Annotated in this window: 19 protein-coding genes; 8 read left to right on the top strand and 11 right to left on the bottom strand. The window is 37.7% G+C overall.

Going from position 1 to position 21,805, the window contains the following annotated elements:
- Window positions 1-13 precede the first annotated feature (13 nt).
- The 4 genes from LS41612_RS05545 to pruA all read right to left on the bottom strand — a co-directional run bounded on the left by LS41612_RS05545 (window position 14) and on the right by pruA (window position 5,738).
- Window positions 14-1,177: an iron-containing alcohol dehydrogenase gene (locus LS41612_RS05545; protein ID WP_024364888.1), complete on the bottom strand. Its 1,164-nt coding sequence runs from the start codon at window positions 1,175-1,177 to the stop codon at window positions 14-16.
- A 266-nt stretch (window positions 1,178-1,443) separates the two neighbouring features.
- Window positions 1,444-2,688 (bottom strand): Glu/Leu/Phe/Val family dehydrogenase, encoded by a 1,245-nt coding sequence (locus LS41612_RS05540; RefSeq protein ID WP_024364887.1) that lies wholly within the window; start codon window positions 2,686-2,688, stop codon window positions 1,444-1,446.
- Window positions 2,689-2,770: 82 nt separating this feature from the next.
- Window positions 2,771-3,964: an ornithine--oxo-acid transaminase gene (locus LS41612_RS05535; RefSeq protein WP_024364886.1), complete on the bottom strand. Its 1,194-nt coding sequence runs from the start codon at window positions 3,962-3,964 to the stop codon at window positions 2,771-2,773.
- Between the two features lie 229 nt (window positions 3,965-4,193).
- The gene (pruA, locus tag LS41612_RS05530) at window positions 4,194-5,738 is read right to left on the bottom strand and encodes an L-glutamate gamma-semialdehyde dehydrogenase (protein WP_024364885.1); all 1,545 of its coding nucleotides are present in this window, start codon (window positions 5,736-5,738) and stop codon (window positions 4,194-4,196) included.
- A 148-nt stretch (window positions 5,739-5,886) separates the two neighbouring features.
- Here pruA and LS41612_RS05525 point away from each other — a divergent pair, with 148 nt between their 5' ends.
- Entirely contained in the window at window positions 5,887-7,194 is a 1,308-nt protein-coding gene (locus tag LS41612_RS05525; protein ID WP_024364884.1) for a sigma-54-dependent Fis family transcriptional regulator, read from the top strand.
- 52 nt (window positions 7,195-7,246) lie between these two features.
- On the opposite strand, the gene yugI is transcribed toward LS41612_RS05525, so the two are convergent.
- The 3 genes from yugI to LS41612_RS05510 form a co-directional block, all read right to left on the bottom strand.
- Window positions 7,247-7,621 (bottom strand): S1 domain-containing post-transcriptional regulator GSP13, encoded by a 375-nt coding sequence (gene yugI, locus LS41612_RS05520; RefSeq protein WP_024364883.1) that lies wholly within the window; start codon window positions 7,619-7,621, stop codon window positions 7,247-7,249.
- Window positions 7,622-7,709: 88 nt separating this feature from the next.
- Entirely contained in the window at window positions 7,710-9,365 is a 1,656-nt protein-coding gene (locus LS41612_RS05515) for a hypothetical protein (protein WP_024364882.1), read from the bottom strand.
- On the bottom strand, window positions 9,358-9,906 hold the full coding sequence (locus LS41612_RS05510; protein ID WP_024364881.1) for an RNA polymerase sigma factor: 549 nt from the start codon (window positions 9,904-9,906) through the stop codon (window positions 9,358-9,360). Before LS41612_RS05510 ends, LS41612_RS05515 begins: the two co-directional genes overlap by 8 nt.
- Before the next feature lie 243 nt (window positions 9,907-10,149).
- Here LS41612_RS05510 and LS41612_RS05505 point away from each other — a divergent pair, with 243 nt between their 5' ends.
- Window positions 10,150-11,490 carry a sodium-dependent transporter gene (locus LS41612_RS05505; protein ID WP_024364880.1) on the top strand — a complete coding sequence of 447 codons (1,341 nt, stop codon included), beginning with the start codon at window positions 10,150-10,152 and terminating at the stop codon, window positions 11,488-11,490.
- A 110-nt stretch (window positions 11,491-11,600) separates the two neighbouring features.
- Here the strand turns inward: LS41612_RS05505 and LS41612_RS05500 are convergent, their stop codons facing one another.
- Complete coding sequence (locus tag LS41612_RS05500) at window positions 11,601-11,861, bottom strand: DUF1871 family protein (RefSeq protein ID WP_024364879.1); 261 nt, start codon at window positions 11,859-11,861, stop codon at window positions 11,601-11,603.
- Between the two features lie 73 nt (window positions 11,862-11,934).
- Here LS41612_RS05500 and LS41612_RS05495 point away from each other — a divergent pair, with 73 nt between their 5' ends.
- Entirely contained in the window at window positions 11,935-13,104 is a 1,170-nt protein-coding gene (locus LS41612_RS05495) for a MalY/PatB family protein (RefSeq protein WP_024364878.1), read from the top strand.
- A 144-nt stretch (window positions 13,105-13,248) separates the two neighbouring features.
- On the opposite strand, the gene LS41612_RS05490 is transcribed toward LS41612_RS05495, so the two are convergent.
- Together LS41612_RS05490 and LS41612_RS05485 are read right to left on the bottom strand one after the other, a co-directional pair.
- Window positions 13,249-13,458 carry a hypothetical protein gene (locus LS41612_RS05490; protein ID WP_024364877.1) on the bottom strand — a complete coding sequence of 70 codons (210 nt, stop codon included), beginning with the start codon at window positions 13,456-13,458 and terminating at the stop codon, window positions 13,249-13,251.
- A 24-nt stretch (window positions 13,459-13,482) separates the two neighbouring features.
- Window positions 13,483-14,070 carry a peptidylprolyl isomerase gene (locus LS41612_RS05485; protein ID WP_024364876.1) on the bottom strand — a complete coding sequence of 196 codons (588 nt, stop codon included), beginning with the start codon at window positions 14,068-14,070 and terminating at the stop codon, window positions 13,483-13,485.
- 348 nt (window positions 14,071-14,418) lie between these two features.
- On the opposite strand from LS41612_RS05485, the gene LS41612_RS05480 reads away from it, so the two are divergent.
- Window positions 14,419-16,269, top strand: a complete 1,851-nt coding sequence (locus LS41612_RS05480) for a transglycosylase domain-containing protein (RefSeq protein WP_024364875.1) — start codon at window positions 14,419-14,421, stop codon at window positions 16,267-16,269.
- A 166-nt stretch (window positions 16,270-16,435) separates the two neighbouring features.
- Here the strand turns inward: LS41612_RS05480 and LS41612_RS05475 are convergent, their stop codons facing one another.
- Window positions 16,436-16,999 carry a DUF5366 family protein gene (locus LS41612_RS05475; RefSeq protein ID WP_024364874.1) on the bottom strand — a complete coding sequence of 188 codons (564 nt, stop codon included), beginning with the start codon at window positions 16,997-16,999 and terminating at the stop codon, window positions 16,436-16,438.
- A gap of 154 nt (window positions 17,000-17,153) precedes the next feature.
- On the opposite strand from LS41612_RS05475, the gene LS41612_RS05470 reads away from it, so the two are divergent.
- Genes LS41612_RS05470 through LS41612_RS05455 form a run of 4 tightly spaced genes read left to right on the top strand, consistent with a single transcriptional unit; the run spans window position 17,154 to window position 21,801 of the window.
- Complete coding sequence (locus LS41612_RS05470) at window positions 17,154-19,571, top strand: Na+/H+ antiporter subunit A (RefSeq protein WP_024364873.1); 2,418 nt, start codon at window positions 17,154-17,156, stop codon at window positions 19,569-19,571.
- A complete protein-coding gene (locus tag LS41612_RS05465) occupies window positions 19,558-19,980 on the top strand; it encodes a Na(+)/H(+) antiporter subunit B (protein ID WP_024364872.1) in 423 nt (140 codons plus the stop codon). The genes LS41612_RS05470 and LS41612_RS05465 overlap by 14 nt, the downstream gene beginning before the upstream one ends.
- Window positions 19,980-20,321 (top strand): Na(+)/H(+) antiporter subunit C, encoded by a 342-nt coding sequence (locus LS41612_RS05460; RefSeq protein ID WP_024364871.1) that lies wholly within the window; start codon window positions 19,980-19,982, stop codon window positions 20,319-20,321. Before LS41612_RS05465 ends, LS41612_RS05460 begins: the two co-directional genes overlap by 1 nt.
- Window positions 20,314-21,801, top strand: a complete 1,488-nt coding sequence (locus LS41612_RS05455; protein WP_024364870.1) for a Na+/H+ antiporter subunit D — start codon at window positions 20,314-20,316, stop codon at window positions 21,799-21,801. The genes LS41612_RS05460 and LS41612_RS05455 overlap by 8 nt, the downstream gene beginning before the upstream one ends.
- Window positions 21,802-21,805: the final 4 nt, after the last annotated feature.

The following is a 21,805-nucleotide window of genomic DNA, read 5'->3' as shown; positions in this document are numbered from 1 at the left end:
GTCACACTATAACCTAACGTGCATTTTGTAAAATTGTACGTACATCTTTTTCCTGCAACTTATTGAAGTTGCCAAAAGGTCCGTTTTCCATGGCATGTTCAACAATTTGATTGAATTTAGCATCGTCAATATCATAATCGGCTAAACGATTAGGTGCACCTAAAGATGTCCAAAATGCCGATAGACGATCAATCCCCTCATGGGCAACTTCCTCGGTTGTCTTTCCAGTTGCATCAACACCAAAGACACGTGTCGCAATACCTGCAAAGCGCTCAGGATTAACCGATACGTTTAGACGCATCCAATGTGGTTGCAAAATTGCTAAACCACCCGCATGCGGGATATCATAAATGGCAGATACGGCATGTTCAATATTGTGCGAAGCCCAATCCCCTTGGGAACCAATTGATAAAAAGCCATTTAAACCAATTGTTCCTGCTAGTAAAATCGTTTCACGTAATGTCACATTCTCTAAATCTTCGATAAGTTTAGGGGCCGTGCTAATTACTGTTCGTAATACACCTTCACACATTTCATCAGTAATGGGTGTATTGGTCGCATTATGGAAGTATTGTTCAAAGACATGGGACATCATATCCACTATACCGTAAACTGTATGATTTTTCGGCACAGTCACTGTGTATGCTGGATTTAAAATAGAAAACTTAGGGAAGACAGCTGGGCTACCCCAACTAAATTTTTCTTCCGTTGAAGCGTTCGTAATAACCGAACCGGAATTCATTTCAGAGCCTGTTGCAGCTAAGGTTAACACTGTTCCTAACGGTAATGCATCTTTCACAATAAATTTTCTTTTAACAATATCCCATGCGTCCCCGTCATATTTTGCCCCGGCTACTATTAATTTGGAGCAGTCAATAACAGAACCACCACCAACAGCGAGCACAAGGTCAATCCCTTCTTTTTTACAAATCTCTATGCCTAGACGAGCTGTCTCTACACGTGGATTTGGCTCAACACCGCTCAATTCAAAAATGGACTTACCCGCTTCTTGTAATTTCTCAATGACAGCATTATATACACCATTCTTTTTAATGCTACCTCCGCCATAAACAACTAGCACCTTCTGTCCGAACTGCGCTAATTCTTTCGGTAATTTTTCCAACGCATCTTCACCAAAATGTAACTTCACTGGATTATAAAATGTAAATGAATTCATGGAAATCGCCCCTTTCTAGTTGGATTTTCTCATATTTCTAGAGTAGAAAGCAAAGATTTAAGCACCATTATACGCGCGCGCAATAATCCACATATGCCCTATGTATTTTTTCAGGCACAGGCACAACTCATTCATCTTGTAATCTACTGACAAACCAAAAAAGTCGTCGTAACAAGTTTTGTTAAGTTTAACTTTCGTAATGGCACACAGCTTCATTCTATACAAAAAAGGGTCGCTCCAAATTGGAGACGACCCTTTTCGATAGATTAAACCCAACCGCGGAAGCGTGATGCTTCTGCAGTACGACGCACACCAACCATATATGCAGCTAAGCGCATATTGATGTTACGTGTAGTGGCTGTTGTATAAACATTTTCAAATGCTTCAACCATTTTTTTGTACAGGCGTTCTTCTACTTCTTCTTCTGTCCAGTAATAACCTTGGTTATTTTGTACCCACTCGAAGTAAGATACTGTAACACCACCTGCAGATGCTAATACATCAGGTACAAGTAAAATGCCACGCTCTGTTAAAATTTTTGTCGCTTCTGCTGTCGTTGGACCATTTGCTGCTTCTACGACAATGTTTGCTTTAATATTATGCGCATTGTCAGCAGTAATTTGGTTTTCAATTGCGGCAGGAACTAAAATATCACAATCAAGCTCTAAAAGATCTTTATTTGAAATTGTGTTTTCGAATAATGTTGTTACAGTTCCGAAGCTATCACGACGATCTAATAAGTAGTCGATATCTAAACCTTCAGGATCATGAAGAGCACCATATGCATCTGAAATACCAATTACTTTGGCACCTAAATCATTCATGAATTTAGCTAAGAAGCTACCTGCGTTACCAAATCCTTGAATAACAACGCGAGCACCTTTAATATCAATACCACGTTTTTTCGCAGCTTCTTCAATAACGATTGTTACACCTTGAGCAGTTGCACGATCGCGACCTTGAGAACCACCAAGTACAAGTGGCTTACCTGTGATGAACCCTGGAGAGTTGAATTCGTCCATACGGCTATATTCATCCATCATCCATGCCATAATTTGTGCATTTGTAAATACGTCTGGCGCAGGAATATCTTTTGTTGGTCCCACGATTTGACTTACCGCACGTACATAACCACGGCTTAGACGTTCAATCTCACCCATTGACATTTGACGTGGGTCACAGATGACACCGCCTTTACCTCCGCCATATGGTAGATCAACGATTCCACATTTCAATGTCATCCACATTGAAAGCGCTTTAACTTCCTCTTCTGAAACAGCTGGGTGGAAACGCACGCCACCTTTTGTTGGTCCTACTGCATCATTGTGCTGAGCACGGTAACCAGTAAATACTTTTGTCGTACCATCATCCATTTTAACTGGAATGCGTACTTGTAGCATACGAAGCGGTTCTTTCAGTAATTCATACATTGCTTCGTCATAGCCTAGTTTATTAAGAGCATCTTGAATAACATCTTGAGTTGATGTGAACAGATTTAAGTTTTCAGACATATTAAATCGCCTCTTTGTTTTTATAATGATAGTATATCGGCATCATTGTAACACACTTCCGAAATAAAATGTGAACATTTTGTTAAAGTTTAAATACTTTTTCAATTTGAGCAATTGACCAATCTAAATCTTCTTGAGAAATAACTAATGGTGGTGCAAAACGAATAACTGTATCATGTGTTTCTTTACATAATAAGCCTAATTCTTTTAACTTTTCACAATATGGACGCGCTGCCTCTGTTAATTCCATACCGATAAATAAACCACGACCACGAACTTCCTTAATGATTGGGTTGTTAATTTCACGTAATTTCCCTTTGAAATATTCACCTAGTTCTTGTGAACGCTCTGCTAATTTTTCATCTAATAAAACTTTAATAGATGCGATAGAAACAGCACAAGCTAAAGGGTTACCTCCGAAAGTTGAACCATGAGAACCTGGGTTGAAGACACCTAAAATATCACGATTTGCAGCTACACAAGAAATTGGGAATACACCGCCGCCTAATGCTTTTCCTAAAATGTACATATCAGGCTCTACTTCTTCCCAATCACAAGCAAACATTTTACCTGTACGAGCTAATCCTGCTTGAATTTCATCTGCAATAAATAACACATTGTTTTCACGGCATAGTTCACGAGCTGCTTTTAAGAAACCTTCTGGTGGTATAACGATACCAGCTTCCCCTTGAATTGGCTCAAGTAAAAATGCTGCTGTATTTGGTGTAATTGCAGCTTTTAACGCTTCTAAATTACCATAATCTACAAGTTTAATGTTAGGTAACATCGGTCCAAAACCGCGACGATATTCTTCATCAGATGATAAAGATACTGCTAGCATCGTACGCCCGTGGAAGTTTCCATTACAAGCGATTAGTTCTGCTTTGCCTTCTTCAACACCTTTTACATCATAAGCCCAACGACGAGCTGCTTTAAATGCAGTTTCCACTGCTTCTGCACCCGTATTCATAGGTAAAACCATTTGTTTATTTGTTAATTTTCCTACAAGCTCATACCATTCACCTAAGTTTTCACTGTAAAATGCACGAGAAGTTAATGTTACTTTATCAGCTTGTTCTTTTAATGCAGCAATAATTTTTGGATGACGATGTCCCTGATTTACTGCAGAATATGCTGATAACATATCTAAGTATTTGTTTCCTTCTGGATCTTTAACCCAAGCACCTTCAGCCTCTGCAATAACGATTGGCAGTGGATGATAGTTTGCAGCACCATAATTTTGTGTTTGTTCAATAACTTGTTGTGATTTTGTCATAAAGCACTCTCCCTACTAACTCATAATAAAAATCTATGAAAGATAAGACTGCCTAGTAGAGCTGAAAAAGGACTATATAATAGAAACAAAAAATATTTGTTGACCTTCATATGGTTAAATCGCGCACCTCGTAGAATTTATTTTCTACGAGGTGTGCTAACTTTTTCTACTTACTAGAACAGTCTATCTTTGAACATGTGGTGTCGTCCCACATTAAAATCAGTAAAAATTAAAGCATTTCTGAAGTTGTTTTTGCTTGCATATGAAGTTGTAGGTAGTCTGGGCCACCAGCTTTTGAGTCAGTACCAGACATGTTGAAACCACCAAATGGTTGGTAACCAACGATAGCACCTGTACAACCACGGTTGAAGTATAAGTTACCAACGTGGAAATCTTCACGCGCTTTTTCTAGGTTCATACGATTATTTGTAATAACCGCACCTGTTAAGCCGTATTCTGTGTCGTTTGCAATTTCAATCGCTTCATCGAAATCTTTTGCTTTTGCAATTGCTACAACTGGTCCGAAAATTTCTTCTTTCATGATGCGAGCAGAAGGATCTACGTCTGCAAACACTGTTGGGTTGATGAAGTAACCAACAGAATCATCTGCTGTACCACCTGCTACAAGGCGTCCTTCTTTTTTCCCGATTTCAATGTATTCAGTAATTTTATTGAAAGCTGCTTGGTCGATTACTGTTGCCATGAAGTTGCTGTTGTCAGCTGGGTCACCGATTGTTAATTCATTAGTAAGCTCTGCTACACGGTTCACTACTGTGTCATAAACATCTTCTACGATAACAGCACGAGAGCATGCTGAACATTTTTGACCTGAGAAGCCGAAAGCTGATTTTACAATTGATTGTGCTGCAAGCTCTAAGTCTGCTTCTTTATCGACTACAATTGTATCTTTACCGCCCATTTCAGCGATAACGCGTTTAATCCAAATTTGACCTTCGTTATGTGTTGCTGCACGTTGGTTAATACGTAAACCAACATCACGAGAACCAGTGAAGCTGATAAAGCGCGTTTTCGGATGATCAACTAAGTAATCACCAACTTCTGCACCAGAACCTGGTACGTAGTTAACAGCACCTGCTGGTAATCCTGCTTCTTCTAAAACTTCGATAAATTTATATGCAACAACTGGTGTAGTTGAAGCTGGCTTTAATAATACTGTATTCCCTGTTACTAAAGCTGCTACTGTAGTACCAGCCATAATTGCGAATGGGAAGTTCCATGGTGAAATAACGATACCGATTCCTAATGGGATGTAATCATAACGGTTGTATTCGCCTGGGCGACTTTCTACTGGTTGGCCGTCTTTAATACGTAACATTTGGCGACCATAGTATTCTAAGAAGTCAATTGCTTCTGCTGTATCTGCATCTGCTTCATTCCAAGGTTTACCTGCTTCTTTTGTCAATAATGCTGAAAACTCATGTTTACGACGACGGATAATTGCCGCTGCTTTGAATAACACATCAGCGCGAATCGCTGGGTCTACTTTTTTCCATGTTTTAAATGTTTCGTCAGCTACTTGCATTGCTTTTTCAGCTAATTCTCTGCTTGCTTTTGAAACGCGACCAATCACCTGTGTTTTTTTTGCTGGGTTATATGAAACGATTTTATCTTCTGTAGTAATGCGCTCTCCACCAATAATTAATGGATAGTCTTGACCTAAATAACTTTCAACTTTATTTAATGCCTCTAAATATGCGTTGTAATTTGCCTCTTGAGAAAAATCTGTAAATGGTTCATGTTTGTATGGAATCATACTATATCCTCCTTTTGTGAGCTGTAAATATTTAGTATGCAAAAACTATTGACGCAAAATATTTTTGCGTATAAAATATTCTTACACTTATTATAATGCAAAATTTCGTTGCATATTTCAAGTAAAAAATTTTTGAGGTGCACATTTTATGAATAATTCTGAACCATTACTACCCTTTTATGAGTTTATTGCAACTAATGTATCCGTTGGTATACATGCGATTGACGTAACGGGTAAAACAATTATCTATAATTCAAAAATGAAAGAAATCGAAGGATTTCATTTTGATGAATTAGCAGATCGTTCAATTATTGAATTGTTTTCCTTCCGTCAACATGAAAGTACTTTAATGCGGGTGTTACAAACCGGTTTACAAGAAATGAATGTGAAACAAACCTATTGGAATAAAAACGGCCATGAAATTACAACCATTAATGATACATTCCCTCTTTTTAAAAATAATCAATTGATTGGTGCGATTGAATTCGCACGTGATATCACATCTTTAGAAAAATTAGTCTATCAGCCGCTACGACGATATGGTGAACCTTTAACTTTTGATATGATTACAGCAGTATCTGAAGCAATGCAACAAGTTATTGTCAACGCTAAAAAAGCAGCGGCGGTAAAATTACCTGTTTTACTTATCGGTGAATCTGGTACAGGCAAAGATTTAGTTGCAGAAGGTATTCATCATGCAGCTTCTACTGATCCTGAAGCCTTTGTTACATTATTTAGTCGACGTTCGGCAAAATCAGTGCTCGATAAGGTGCAGGAACTTTTACAAGATGATAAAGCCTATACTTTTTTCTTCGAACGTATTGATTTTTTAAGTCTTCCAATTCAGGAACAGTTACTTGAGTTATTACAGTCATTACCACCATCCAAATATATGCTAATCGGTAGTGTCGGCAGTGACCCAATTACACTTATTGCAGAAAATAAGCTGTCTAAATCTCTCTATTATTTCTTTGCAACAATGTCCATTACTATTCCAAATTTAACAGATCGCAAAGAAGATATTTTACCGTTCGTGGCAGATTATTTTAGTCGTCATCGTGAGCGATTTGCGTCAAATGTGGCAGAACTTGCACCGGATGTCCAAGCATTATTCTTACAATATGATTGGCCAGGAAACTTAAAGGAACTCGAACTATTGCTAGATGAAATCGTTTCGTTTATGACAACAGAATCAACCGTTACGTTTGATTTACTACCTGTTCATTTTCGATTTAAAGTGCAAAGCCAAGACACATCTGACCATGAACCTGAATTTTTCATGTTCCACCAGCAAAACGATGTCATGCCTCTCGATGCTTATTTACGAGAAGCCGAATCCTATTATGTGCAAAATGTCTTAAATCTATATGAAGGCAATATAACAAAGGCTGCTGGTGCTCTCGGTATGAGCCGACAAAACCTGCAATATCGCATACGGAAGATGAAAAAGGGCTAAATCATAAAAAATAAAAAACGAGGATGCCTTCACATGAAAGCATCCTTGTTTTTTAATGTCCTGACTGTTCGATCCAGTCCTGTAATTTATCTTTTAAGGAATTAAAACCATTCGCATCGGATTCATCCACTCGATCCTGTAATGATTTTCGGGGTGGTGCGTCTTTTTTTCTTGCTGCTGGGCGCTCTTGTAAGGCACGAATCGATAAACTAATTTTTTCGGCCGCTTCATCGATTTCAAGTACCTTGACTTCAACCTCTTGCCCAACTGATAAAAACTCACTGACGTCTTTTACAAAGCCGTACGTAATTTCAGAAATATGCACGAGCCCTTGTGTATCGTCATCAAGTGCTACAAATGCACCGTACGGTTGAATACCTGTAACTTTTCCGGTCAATACGTCTCCTAATTCATATTTTTTTGCCATAACCTTTGCCCACTTTCTATATGTTTGCTACGTATATATCACGATAAATTATAACATACGTCAATAAGTGGGGCAAAAAATCATCCCATCAATCCATGATTGCTGTGATACGATAATTACCTTCCTCTGATTTTGAAAACTTGATGAGGAACTGCCTTCCGTACTTTTCCTGACTGCCTATAGCAACACGAGCAGCGACGGTAGGAAAAATTCCATTATATTCGCCTAGCTGACTAAAAACATCAAGACTCTGTATCGTTTGTAACATACTTGCATCCACTTCGGCATCTGGTGTTAATAAAGCATTTTGCACTGCCTTATCGTCAATGGTCACAGCATATAAGTAAAGTGAGGCAATATTGATTGGGTGTAGTTGATTTAATATTGCTTCATCATTATTGTTTTTATATTGTTCATATATTCCTTTTATTTGTGCAATACGAGACTCATTCATATCGACAACATTAAAGTCACTGTCGTTAATAGTACCTGCTGTTTCTTGCCGTGTCTGTAAAAGTATTGTCCAAATATCATAAGGTTCCAGTTTTGATAATGTAGCGGAGTGCTGCATTTGCTGTAATTCTCCTAAAATAGTAGCAGCGGTCTTTTGCATTACTTCACCATACTTTCCACTAGCTACTTCCTCTAAAAATTTCATATAGTCCTGATGAGGTTGCCCGTCATTTGCTATGGCAGGATATTGTTTTGTACCTAGCAATAATACCACCCACGTATTTTTATAGGTTTCTTCTAAAAGCTTGTAATCAAGAGAACTAGCATTTACATCTGCAAGTAATGTACGTTCCATTATTTTAAGTGAGCGCGCCGTTTCTTCTCGCGTATATCGTAAGTCATCTGCCAATAATAAGTAACCCATTTTTAAATATTCGAAATATCCGAAAACGTCCGGATGTAATTGGTTGATATACTGCGGAGCAAATTCCCCATTGATTGGATTTGCTTTAAAATAAAACACGCCATTTCCATCCGTTTTCAACTCCATATATTGATTATTTGCCGCTTCAATAATAGCTTGTAAATTAGATGGATATTGTTTTACATCATCTTTTTCTTTTAATTGCTGTTGGTAAGGCTCAAGAAGCTTGCTATAAAAACGCTCCAATTCCTCTACGGAAATAACGTAGTTACTATAAACGGCAAACGATTCCTCAAAACTTAAATTTCTAAAAGTTTCTATCTTTTCTACCGCCCGCTTAGGAGTCATTAAACGATTCATTATATTTTCTTCCATAATTTCCACATAGTTTTCATCCGTTAATTTCAAATGCAAATTAGTCGTAAGATAAAAATCTAACATTGAATTTGCGTTTTTAATAAAATCAAAGGCTTCTAGCTCATCTTTGGTCACTTTTAATTCCTTTCTAATATCCTCCTTTTTACTATTAAATTTTTTCGTTAGGTAATCTGCTATCTCTTCCTCAACTGCCTTTTCAACAGGCACATCTTGTGTTACTTCACTGTGTGTATTTTCCTGTTGATTCAATGTATAAAACGATACTAAGAGACCAATTAGCAACACACTTGCAACGCTTGCTACCCATACTGCTGGTTTCTGCCATTTTACGGCTTGTTTTTGTTGTGCGGTAATCGATTGGTTAGGCAGTGCCTCTTCTTTTTCTTCTTCGATTTGCTTGAAAACATTATCGGGATTTAATTGAGGTTCCATTCGGTCGTATGATTTTTTCAACAGTGCCATGCGCTTGTCAAATTGTTGATCATCCATTCTCAACACTCCCTTCCTGTGTCAAAGCTACTTTAAGTTTTTCTTTTGCCCGCAATATGCGTACTTTGACAGTGGATAACGAAATGCCAAGTACCTCGGCAATTTCCTCATACTTCAACTCATGAAAATAATACAAGACGAGCGGATAGCGATATTTTTCATCAAGTGCTTGAATGCTATGATGCAATACACGGTCTTCCTCAAAATTAAGGACATGCTTTTCAGCTGAAGGACTTGGGACTTGTCGCTGCGCGCTTAACAGCTCCTCCTTTGCTTGTTCACGTCGCTCTTTTCGATAATAATCACGGGTAGCATTAAGTGTGACTTTATAAAGCCATGTCGTAAATCGATCCTGCTTGAATTGATGTAAAAAACGGTATAGCTTGACAAAAACTTCTTGTGAAACATCCGCTAAATCACTACTATGTACGCCACATTGAAAGGCAAATTTTTCAACTGTTCGCTGATGGATGCGAATTAGTTCAATATAAGCTTCTTTATCACCTTGTTGTGCTCGCTCGATTAATTCCGGTTCATTCACTCGTTATCCCTCCTTTTCTATGTAACGACCTGTTCTTCCTAATTGTTACAATTTTAATTGTAACTGGCTAGCTTGAGAAAATCGCTAGAATTGATAGTAAATCATGCATTTCGTTTAAAGAATTCTACTTGTAGTAAGACGTTGGGGCGTAAAAAGTATTTATAATCAATTTTCAGAAATTTGCCTTGTGTTATGCCATATTTGCGGTAAAATAGAACTTTAGTATAAGGAGGCTTTATTTTCGTGTCATCTAGAGATCAATTTTCAACAAAAATTGGATTTATTTTAGCTGCTGCTGGTAGCGCCATAGGATTAGGCGCTATCTGGAAATTCCCCTATATGGCGGGAACCAACGGCGGAAGTGTATTTATTTTATTATTTATTTTATGTACATTTTTCATCGGTTTGCCGGTGTTAATTGCAGAATTTATGATTGGACGTCGTGGGCAAAAGGATGCTGTAACATCGTTCAAACAACAAGCCCCAGGAAAACCATGGTTTTTAATAGGATGGGGCGGCATGATTATTGCGGGTTTAATACTATCCTTCTATAGTGTAGTAGGTGGTTGGATTTTAAGTTATTTAGGACGTTCATTAACGTTTCAATTAACGAGCGATGGTCATAACGGGAATTATGCTGATTTGTTTGGCAATATTATCTCTAGCCCATTTGAAGCTGTACTTGTGCAAGGGTTATTTTTACTGTTAACGATTGCTATCGTATCTGGAGGTATTAAAGGTGGGATTGAAAAAGCAAGTACGTGGATGATGCCACTACTATTTATTTTCTTTATTGTGTTAGTAATCCGTTCCTTAACACTTGATGGTGCAATGGAAGGCGTAAAATTTATGTTTGTACCTGACTGGTCTTACTTAAATGCTGAAACATTTTTAAAAGCGCTTGGACAAGCATTCTTCTCCTTAAGTGTTGGTATAGCTGTTATGATTACGTACGCATCGTATCTCCCTAAAACCGAAAAAATCGGTAATTCAGCCATTAATGTAGCATCTATGAATATTATTATTTCGCTTCTTGCAGGTTTAGTTATTTTCCCAGCTGTATTCGCGCTAGGCTATACACCCGACCAAGGGCCAGGGCTTGTTTTTATTATCTTACCTGCTGTTTTTGAGCAATTGCCACTTGGGGGCCTATTCTTAACGATTTTCTTTATTCTTTTACTGTTTGCTACAGTGACTTCTTCGATTTCAATGTTAGAAATTGTAGTAGCTATCGCCATTGGAGACAAACCCGACAAGCGTAAAAAAATCGCATGGATTGGTGGACTTATTATTTTCATCTTCGGAATTCCGAGTGCCCTATCTTTCGGTATTCTATCAGATGTCAAAATATTAGATCGTTCCATTTTTGATTTTGTAGACTTTATTACAAATAGTGTCGGCATGCCAATCGGTGCCTTACTGATTTCTATTTTTGCAGGCTATTATTATACAAAGGATATTTCTCGTAAAGAGCTTGCTTCCTCAAGTCTACTGTTTAACACTTGGTATATTTTAATTCGTTATGTGTCACCTATTGCGATTTTGCTTATTTTTATCCAAGGTATTTTGCCGTTATTTCAATAAGAAAGTGAGGTTGTCTAAAAACAGAAGACAACCTCACTTTTATAAGGAAGCAGCTTTCGTGCAATCATTTGCACACAAACCTTTCCAATAAAAAAACACTATATGTCGATTTAAATAATACATTTTGCTTCAAACTTAATGGCCAGTAGTTTATATGAAATGGCAACACAATCTTCAATTGGAATCCACTGTTCAAACGAGTGCTCGTAAGTTTCTTGAATGACCTTCGCAAGAGCAGATGGGTCATCAATACTTTGTAGTGCTGCAACAACATCTGCTGTTTCTGTATCATAATGCTCAGCACCTAAGTGGAAAGGATCCCACTCTGCTAGCAGATGCACGGCTGTTCGATTCATTTTTATATTATCCAAAATACTCACCTATTATCCTTTAATCTTAATAGGTATGATACCATAGTAAAAAAAAAAGAAAAGAGGGATTTGCTTGTCGATTTTCGATCAAACTTTAAATCGTCGTTGTACTAACTCAGTAAAATGGGACGCAATGGAGAAAATTTATGGATTAAGCGATACAACAGAAATATTACCAATGTGGATAGCGGACATGGACTTTGCTCCACCTTCTGCAGTTGTAGCAGCACTGCAAAAACATGCTAAAGAGGCGATTTTTGGCTATAGCTATGTAGGCGAAGAAGCAAAACAAGCGATTGTAGATTGGCAAAAAAGCCGATACAATTGGCACATTGAGCAAGAAGCCATTTCTTTCAGCCACGGTGTCGTATCAGCTTTGGCAAATATTTTGACTGCACTGACTCAACAAGGCGATAAAGTGCTTATTTCTACTCCCGTCTATCCGCCATTTTTTAATATCCCTAAAAGTAATGGCCGTGAAGTGGTTACTTGCCCTTTAGTCGAGCAAGATGGAACATTTGTCTATGATTTTGAGGCTTTTGAACAGGCACTTGCCCAAAACGTTAAAGCATACATATTGTGTAACCCACATAATCCAGGAGGCTATGTATGGGACGAAGCTACATTAAAAGAAATTATTCGATTATGTGCAAAATATGATGTGCTCATTATTTCAGACGAAATTCATGCTGATTTAATGTTAGATGGTGCACAACATACTCCGCTTGCAAAACTAGCAGGAGATGAAATTAATCGTGTTATTACCTGTATGGCACCGACTAAAACATTTAATCTTGCAGGAATTCAAGTTGCTTATATTATTACGACAGATAAGAAAAAGCAGGTGCTTTTAGAGGCGGTTAATATGGCTTGCGGGCAAGGTTCATTGAATAGCTTTGCTCCTGTAGCACTGCAAGCAGCCTACACAGAAGGATTACCATGGCTAGAAGAGTTACTTCTTTATATTTCCAATAATATGAATTATGTTATAGCCGAGTTAACGCAATTGCCAGGCATACACATTGCAAAGCCTCAAGGTACGTATTTATTGTGGATTGATTGCCGCCAACTAGGTCTCAATGAAAAAGAATTAATGCAACGTTTGCTTGAAGTTGGAAAACTTGCACTAGAACCTGGTTCAAAATATGGTGAAGAAGGCCGTGGCTTCCTGCGTATGAATGTAGCTTGCTCATTTGATACGGTAAAAGATGCCGTTGCTCGTTTTAAGCTCGCATTGTCATAGTGCCAGTCACTCACACAATTGTGAATTTTCAAGCTATGGCTTACACTGTGCCTGCTGTCGGGATGTATATAAAAAGACTATAGACAAACTCGGGAAATCTCAAGTTTGTCTATAGTCGGAGGCACTCTTTTGCAGAGTGCTTTTTTAATTGTGTCTATTGTTGGCGCTGTTTCTCTCAGCTAAAATACGTGCTTCGATTTCCTTAGATTTTAATTCCTGCTTTTTAGAAATTTTACGGAAAATCATAAATACGCCTATACATAAAATAAGCATAATTAAAAATTCAAAAGCTGCTGGAATATACGCTGATTTATCTTCTGGGAAATATAAAAATTGATACATCAAATGTTCCATATTTTCTACACGTCCTTACAATAATTATTCAAAAACTGTAATTGACTCGATTTTCACATCTTCAACAGGTTTATCACGGAAGTCTTTTTCTACTTCAGCAATTTTATCAACGATATCCATACCTTCTACAACATGACCAAATACAGAATGTTTATGGTCTAACCATGGTGTTCCACCATTTTGTGCATATGCCTCAATAATTTCTTCTGGGAAACCAGCACCTTGTAATTGACGAAGCATATCACTTGGAAGATGCTTCATTTGTACGATAAAGAATTGAGAACCGTTTGTGTTTGGACCAGCATTTGCCATTGATAATGCACCACGCAGGTTAAATAATTCATCAGAAAACTCATCTTCAAATGAGTTACCCCAAATTGACTCTCCACCCATACCTGTACCAGTAGGGTCACCGCCTTGAATCATAAAATCTTGAATAACACGGTGGAAAATAATACCATCATAATAACCTGATTTTGCATGCCCTAAGAAGTTTTCAACTGTTTTTGGTGCTTGTTTTGGGAACAATTTAATTTTTAATGCACCTAACGTTGTTTTCATTTCTACTAGTACTTCGCCTTCTTGTACTTCAGTTGTTAATTGTGGAAACATTGGAGTCTCTCCTTTAAATGTAAATTTCAGTTTCAACGAAAATGATTATACCTTATCATTTCTGACCTCATATTAGTCTAACATACTTCCTAGCTGTTTTCTCCATCAAAGTATTGACGAATTTTGCAATTTTACAATCGTTTAGTCAATTATGTTTGTGAAAATCTAGAAACTTCTGTGTAGTAACAATGGTAGTATAACCCAAAATCATGTTGGAATGACTGACGACCTCAAGGCAATTCTTATTTTGTAATTTAGTATTGTGTAAATAGGTCTGAACGAGTATTTGGAATACATCCAAAATATGCTATTCTGATGAAAGACTTATTTTCAAAGTTGGAGGCATATATGAAAAAAGTTTTTGGTTTTATTATTGTAACGCTATGTTTACCTACCATTTGGTGGATTGGTACAAATATACGAGCAGAGCTGAGTACAGCACAAGCCCACGAACAACAAATTCAGAAGAAAATTGAGGTTCCCGAAGTACAGGTACAGCTTCCTGTCACATTAGTTGATCAGAACGGCCAAACCTTTAGTGAGGAATATGTCGAATGGCGACAACCTTTAACTTTACAAGAAATTCCACAAATTGCCCAGGAAATTTTTATTGCTAGTGAGGATGCAGACTTTTATAATCATGTCGGCTTCGATCTTAGCGCTATCCTACGCGCGGTGGTTGCTAACTCAAACACCAATTCAGCTTCACAAGGAGGCAGTACCATTACCCAACAGCTTGTTCGTATGCGTTATTTATCTGATGAAAAAACATACGAAAGAAAACTAACAGAGCTATTTTATGCCTATGAACTTGAAAAGAAATACGATAAAGATGCCATTTTAACGATGTATTTAAATGAATCCTATTTTAGCAATCAAGTTTATGGAATAGGTAGTGCAGCAAGCTATTATTTTCAAAAACCTATCCAAGAATTATCGATTGCACAGATAGCGTTTATTTCAGCTATCCCTAACAATCCTTCTCTTTATAACCCTTTAAAACATTTTGATGATACCAAGGCAAGACAAGAACGTCTACTTGATACACTCGCGACAAGTGGTGTTATTACAAAAGAAGATGCAATGACGTTTAAAGCAGAACCAATCACTTTAAATGTTAAGAACAAGGTACAAAGCTATCCGATGTATAGTACTTACGTTCTTCAAGAGTTACGCTGGCTAGTAGCCGAGAAGGAAGGCTATACAGATCGACTGCTCAACACGCAAAGTGAAGAAGAAAAGAAAACTATTCAAGCACAACTAGACAATCGACTTAATACTTTATATCAGAATGGTTTAACTATTTATACTGCACTGGATCCAACTAAACAGAATCATGATGAAGAGCGCATAACTGCTATTTTAGGCAATGGCCAATTACAGGCGGCGGGTGCTGTTATTAACAATTCATCTCGTGAAGTCGTCAGCCTCTATGCTGGAAAAAATTACGAAAAGTTTGATTATCATCGAGCCTATCAAGGTCCGCGACAGCCAGGGTCAGCCTTTAAGCCACTTGCTGTCTATGCACCCTATTTTGAAACAACAACTCATACGCCAGACTCCATTGTCAATGGTGGGCGCTATTGTGTCGGTTCTTTTTGTCCTCAAAATTATGGAGGATATAACTACGGTGATGTGACAATTCATACAGCATTCCGGAATAGTTACAATACGTCCGCTCTTCGCATTTTTAACGCTGTGGGGGTAGATACAGCTTTCAGTTATCTTGATCGCTTCCATTTCCGTTCTATGGTGGCAAAGGATCATACTTACGCTGCTTCATTAGGTGGATTAACATATGGCGTCACTGCTCTTGAACTTGCAGATGCCTATACAAGCTTTATCGATGGCTCTTATGTGCTAGCCCACAGTATTCGAAAAGTAACAGCTAATGATGGCACTGAGCTATATAGTTGGGACAAGGCACGTGACCAGATTTGGTCGCCTAAAACCGTAAAATATATGCGTGGGCTGCTTGCAGAAGTTGTCTCAAATGGTACGGGGCAAGGGGTTTATAGCAATAGTAGCTATGTTGGGGCTAAAACAGGTACGACAAATGATTACCGTGATTATTGGCTAGCTGGTTTAAATGACCAATATACTGCTGCCGTGTGGCTTGGCTATGATAAACCACAGCCAATGGAAAAACTAGAAGCGTACAAAATTCATCACAAACTCTTTAATGTTTTACTAGAGTAATTTTCTATTAGTGTATCAGCGCCAATTGTTTCGGTGAATTGTTTCGGTGACTGGCACTAGCATAAAAAACCCACTTCGTTTTCTGCAGGCACATTATCAGCCTTCGCAGGAGTCAAAGTGGGTTTTTACTTAGAAAAAATTCAGAATTGTTTGGGTGACTGGCACTTTATTTGGCAAATGGGAGACTTGCTAGTACGCCGTTGTACAATTTTAAAATGACATAAACTAATAACGAGAATAATAATGTCCACATGAAAAGCTCAAATATAAGTAATCCAATTGTTCCACCCATAGACATATAAAGGCTCATTTTATAAATACGATAAATAAAATATATAAAGACCGTTAATACAAAAATACCTGCCAATACATAGATAGATTGAATTGCAAAGGCAGAACACATTGCACCAATAAATAAAATGACGTAGCCTCCACGTGCTTGACTCACAGCAGCCCCTTCATTGTCCTTCGAAAAAAACAACATTCCTAGTTCATGAATTGTTTCACCAACTAGTTTGAGTGCTGAAAAAGCCATAAAAAAGATAAGCGCAAACACAATGAGTAACAATACACGTAATTCAAAATCTGATAAAAATTCTCGCATTCCAGAATAAACACCGATTGCTTGAAACAACTGTAATGCTTCACCTACGGCATACATGCCGAACGTTAAACTAAATAATAAAATTGTAATTAATGGTAAATAACCATATATGTAAGGGTTCCTCATAAAAAATTTTTTTCCTCTGTTTTTTTTGATAACTTCCTATTTATAATATAGCTAAAATTCTCCTTGTATCCAAGCTAAATCCTACGAGTCGATATGCATTCCCTACAAAAGTACGTTATAATTATTACACTTACCTGCATAAAGGAGGATTTTTTTGTTACAAGTACTCTATATTTTCATCCCGATGCTTGCTGCAATTTTTGTGCCTTTTATATATAAAAGCATTAAAAATATTCACACAGGCTGGTTTGTTCTTGCAGTACCTGCTACACTCGCCGTGATTTATGCTACTTATATAGCGAGAGTTGCAAAAGGCGAAGTATTTTATGATGGGATTCCATGGATACCATCACTTGATATTTCTGTTGTATCTTATTTAGACGGACTTAGTTTATTATTTTCATTACTAATTACTGGAATTGGCTCACTTGTTGTGCTTTACTCCATTTTCTACTTAGATAAACATAAAGAAAAACTACATAATTTTTATGTTTACTTATTACTATTTATGTCCGCTATGCTCGGTGTTGTACAATCAGACCATTTAATTACTTTGTACTTTTTCTGGGAATTAACATCTATTTCATCGTTCCTATTGATTGGTTATTGGTACACACGCGATGCTTCTCGCTTCGGTGCACTAAAATCGATGATGATTACCGTTTTTGGCGGCTTAATGATGTTAGGAGGATTTATCCTTCTTTATTTAATGGGTGGAACATATTCAATCCGTGAACTTATTGCAATGGCACCAAACTTAGTGCAACATCCGTTATTCATTTGGGCCCTTATATTATTGCTGTTTGGGGCGTTTACGAAATCTGCACAATTCCCATTTTATATTTGGTTACCGGATGCAATGGAGGCTCCGACACCTGTCAGCGCATATCTTCACTCTGCAACAATGGTAAAAGCAGGTATTTACTTAGTTGCTCGCTTTACACCGATTTTTGCAGCTTCTGAACTTTGGATTTGGCTTGTTACAGGAGTTGGTCTGCTAACGCTCTTCTGGGGTTCGTTCTTTGCAGTAAAGCAAACCGATTTAAAAGGTATTCTTGCCTTTTCTACTGTCAGTCAGCTTGGGCTAATTATGTCATTACTAGGAGCTGGTGCAGTTGCATTTCATGTAAATGGAGCAGCAGATTCAATGTTTAAATATGCAGCTTTTGCAGCCATTTTCCACTTGATTAACCATGCAACATTTAAAGGTAGCTTATTTATGATTGCTGGGATTATCGATCATGAAACAGGTACACGCGATATACGTAGACTTGGCGGATTAATGAGCATCATGCCTCTTAGTTTTACGGTTGCGGCGATCGGTAGTTTTTCAATGGCAGGATTACCACCATTTAATGGCTTCCTAAGTAAGGAAATGTTTTTAACAGCTATGTTATCACTTCAGAATTTCGAATTTTTCGGCTTTGATACATGGGGCGTGCTGTTCCCAATTGTTGCTTGGATTGCGAGTATTTTTACGTTTATTTATAGCTTTTACTTTGTTTGTAGAACATTTACAGGAAAATATAAACCAGAACTTTACGCTCATAAACCACACGAAGCTCCGATAGGCATGCTTATATCGCCGATGATTTTAGCATCATTAGTGGTGATTATTTTCTTCATTCCGAATCTTATTGGTGATACGTTTGTGAAGCCGGCTGTACAAGCTATTCAGCCGTTTTTATATAATGCACCTGAAGATATCAACATTCACGTGTCAGCTTGGCATGGCGAAATTACACCAGAATTAGTTATGACAATAGGCATTGTTATTATAGGTGTCTTATTATTTGTTGCCTTACCTAAATGGCAAGGCATCTACAAGCTATTCCCGCGTGCTCTTACGTTCAATAATGCCTATGACCAAATGATGCTTGCTTTAGATGTAGGGTTAAATCGTGTATCACGTCTTTATATGACAGGGTCAATGCGTCACTATCTACTGTATATGTTTAGTGGCATCACAGCGATTTCAATTGGAACCTTATTTGTAAAAGATGCCTTTTCACTATCTTTTGAAGGTACAGCACCAATTCGCTCATACGAACTAATTTTAATTGTCGTGTTAATGATTGGAACAGCGATCACAATTTTTGCAAAATCACGACTGACAGCAATTATTGGACTAGGCTCTGTCGGTTATACTGTTGCATTATTCTTTGTTATTTTTAATGCACCTGATTTAGCGTTAACTCAACTAGTTATTGAAACCATTTCGGTTGCGTTATTTTTATTGGCGTTTTATCATCTTCCGAAGCTTGGCAAGCGCGAAGAACGCATGCGCTTTCAATTAAATCGGGCGATTATTTCAATCGCAGTTGGTGTGATGGTGACACTTATCGCATTATCTGCACATTCGCAAAAACTTGTGCCGACCATCTCAAAATATTATGAAGAAACCGTTTATTCTAAAGCGGGTGGCGGTAATATTGTCAATGTGATTTTAGTAGACTATCGTGGCTTTGATACATTATTTGAAATTACAGTATTAGGTATTGCAGGTATGGCAATTTTAGCAATGATTAAGCTGCGTATGAATAGAAAGGAGAAACCACATGAAAACAAATGATGTGATTATACAATTTACAGCTAAAATTGTATTCTTCATTATTTTCTTCTTCTCCATTCATATCTTCCTAGCTGGTCATTATACACCCGGTGGCGGCTTTGTCGGGGGGCTTTTAACATCCAGTGCCATTGTACTGTTAGTCCTTGCCTTTGATTTAAATACAGTGCGAAATGTTTTACCGATAAACTACACGTATTTAACGGCTACGGGCTTATTATTGGCATTTGCGACAGCCGCATTCCCGATGTTTTTAGGAAAACCATTTTTTACACATTTCTTTGATTATTTCGAATTGCCGCTTCTAGGTAAGCAGTCTTTGCACACAGCAATGCTGTTTGACAGCGGTGTTTACTTGGTTGTTGTTGGCGTTACGATGACCATTATTCAAACGATTGGAGAGGATGAATAATGGAAATAATTATGGCGTTTGTCATTGGCTTTCTGTTTATGGCAGCGGTTTATTTAATATTATCGAAAAGCTTATTACGCATTATTATTGGTACGGGACTTTTAAGCCATGGTGCCCATTTACTTATTTTAACAATGGGTGGATTAACAGGTGAGGCACCCCCTGTTTTAAAAGAAGGAGCCAAAACGTTTGCTGATCCTTTACCGCAGGCATTGATTTTAACTGCGATTGTTATTAGCTTCGGGGTAACGGCTTTCTTCCTAGTACTTGCCTATCGCTCCTATCAAGAGCTTGAGACAGATGATATTAGCTTAATGAGAGGAAGTGATGAGGATGAATAACTTCCTTTTACTGCCGATTATCATTCCGTTCTTCTTCGGTATGATTTTAATGTTTGGGCAAAAAAATTTAAAATACCAGCGTTCGTTTGCTTTACTGGGCATCCTACTTGCTTTTGTTTCAGCCGTTTCGCTCTTACTAAAAGTTAAAAATGATGGCATTCAGAAAGTCACGTTTGGCAATTGGCCAGTACCATACGGTATTACAATGGTTTCTGATATGATGTCAGCACTGTTAGTAACTACATCATTACTCATTGCATTTTTTGTTGTCTGGTACGGCTTTGGCTCTATTACAAAAGAGCGTGAACGCTTTTTCTATTACCCTGGTATGATGTTTATTTTAACTGGTGTAAATGGTGCCTTTACGACAGGAGATATTTTCAACTTATTTGTATTCTTTGAAGTACTCTTAATGGCGTCGTATTTACTCATTGTGCTAGGTGGAGAAAAAGGACAACTGAAAGGCTCCATTAAATATATTTTAATTAATGTTATTTCTTCTGCTTTGTTTGTTATTACGGTAGCCTACCTTTACTCGGTTGTGGGTACACTAAATATGGCAGACATCGCAGTAAAGATTAGCGATATTCATCAGCCAGGTATTATAACCGTAATTGCTGTTTTGTTTTTAATGGTTTTTGGACTAAAAGCAGCCATATTCCCACTTTACTTCTGGCTTCCAACTTCTTATGCTGCTGCACCTATTCCTGTGTTAACACTTTTCGGTGCACTGCTTACTAAAGTTGGCGTTTATGCGATTACGCGCACATACACATTATTTTTTGTACACGATTTATCGTATACACATGATTTACTAATGGTGCTAGCCATTGGAACAATTATTGCTGGCTGTATCGGGGCACTAGCCTATTTCGATGTCAAGCTCATTATTATTTACAACATCGTGATTGCAGTAGGTGTCATTTTGTTTGGTGTTTCCCAAATGAATGAAATGGCGCTAAAGGGCGCAATGTTCTATTTAATACATGACATGCTTATAAAAGCAGCCCTCTTTATGTTAATTGGTATTGTCATCTACATTACCGGTACATCAGATTTACGTAAAATGGGCGGTCTTATGAAAACATATCCTGCTCTTGGATGGTTCTATTTAATTGCTGCCTTTGGTTTAGCTGGGATTCCTCCACTTAGTGGTTTCGTTGGAAAGCTTTTAATTGTGCAGGGGGGCTTTGATGCTGGCAGTATGTGGAGTAGTATCTTTATTTTAGCCTCCTCTTTACTTGTCCTACTGTCGGTTATTCGTATTTTCCTATATGCCTTCTGGGGAGAGGAAAAGGAAACTAAGGGAACTGTCGATAAAAAAGTCTATACTACACTTTTTGTGCCGACTGTCCTATTAGTGCTTATTACCGTTGCCTATGGTGTTGGTTCGGAATGGATGACACCATTTATGAATGATGCTGCAAAACTTTTAAATGACCCATCTATTTATATAGATGCTGTAATGAAGGGGGATTAGAGCT

Source organism: Lysinibacillus sphaericus (assembly GCF_002982115.1).
Taxonomy (GTDB): Bacteria; Bacillota; Bacilli; order Bacillales_A; family Planococcaceae; genus Lysinibacillus; species Lysinibacillus sphaericus.
Note: the sequence above shows the minus strand (reverse complement) of the source record. Positions and strands in the feature narration are given on the sequence as shown.

What these genes read in the sequence shown, in the direction of transcription:
- LS41612_RS05485 (WP_024364876.1), bottom strand. Translation starts at nt 14,070, where the DNA reads ATGTTTCCACAATTAACAACTGAAGTACAAGAAGGCGAAGTACTAGTA.
- LS41612_RS05455 (WP_024364870.1), top strand. Translation starts at nt 20,314, where the DNA reads ATGAATAACTTCCTTTTACTGCCGATTATCATTCCGTTCTTCTTCGGT.
- LS41612_RS05475 (WP_024364874.1), bottom strand. Translation starts at nt 16,999, where the DNA reads ATGAGGAACCCTTACATATATGGTTATTTACCATTAATTACAATTTTA.
- LS41612_RS05545 (WP_024364888.1), bottom strand. Translation starts at nt 1,177, where the DNA reads ATGAATTCATTTACATTTTATAATCCAGTGAAGTTACATTTTGGTGAA.
- LS41612_RS05515 (WP_024364882.1), bottom strand. Translation starts at nt 9,365, where the DNA reads ATGGATGATCAACAATTTGACAAGCGCATGGCACTGTTGAAAAAATCA.
- LS41612_RS05480 (WP_024364875.1), top strand. Translation starts at nt 14,419, where the DNA reads ATGAAAAAAGTTTTTGGTTTTATTATTGTAACGCTATGTTTACCTACC.
- LS41612_RS05525 (WP_024364884.1), top strand. Translation starts at nt 5,887, where the DNA reads ATGAATAATTCTGAACCATTACTACCCTTTTATGAGTTTATTGCAACT.
- LS41612_RS05465 (WP_024364872.1), top strand. Translation starts at nt 19,558, where the DNA reads ATGAAAACAAATGATGTGATTATACAATTTACAGCTAAAATTGTATTC.
- LS41612_RS05540 (WP_024364887.1), bottom strand. Translation starts at nt 2,688, where the DNA reads ATGTCTGAAAACTTAAATCTGTTCACATCAACTCAAGATGTTATTCAA.
- pruA (WP_024364885.1), bottom strand. Translation starts at nt 5,738, where the DNA reads ATGATTCCATACAAACATGAACCATTTACAGATTTTTCTCAAGAGGCA.
- LS41612_RS05490 (WP_024364877.1), bottom strand. Translation starts at nt 13,458, where the DNA reads ATGGAACATTTGATGTATCAATTTTTATATTTCCCAGAAGATAAATCA.
- LS41612_RS05460 (WP_024364871.1), top strand. Translation starts at nt 19,980, where the DNA reads ATGGAAATAATTATGGCGTTTGTCATTGGCTTTCTGTTTATGGCAGCG.
- LS41612_RS05535 (WP_024364886.1), bottom strand. Translation starts at nt 3,964, where the DNA reads ATGACAAAATCACAACAAGTTATTGAACAAACACAAAATTATGGTGCT.
- yugI (WP_024364883.1), bottom strand. Translation starts at nt 7,621, where the DNA reads ATGGCAAAAAAATATGAATTAGGAGACGTATTGACCGGAAAAGTTACA.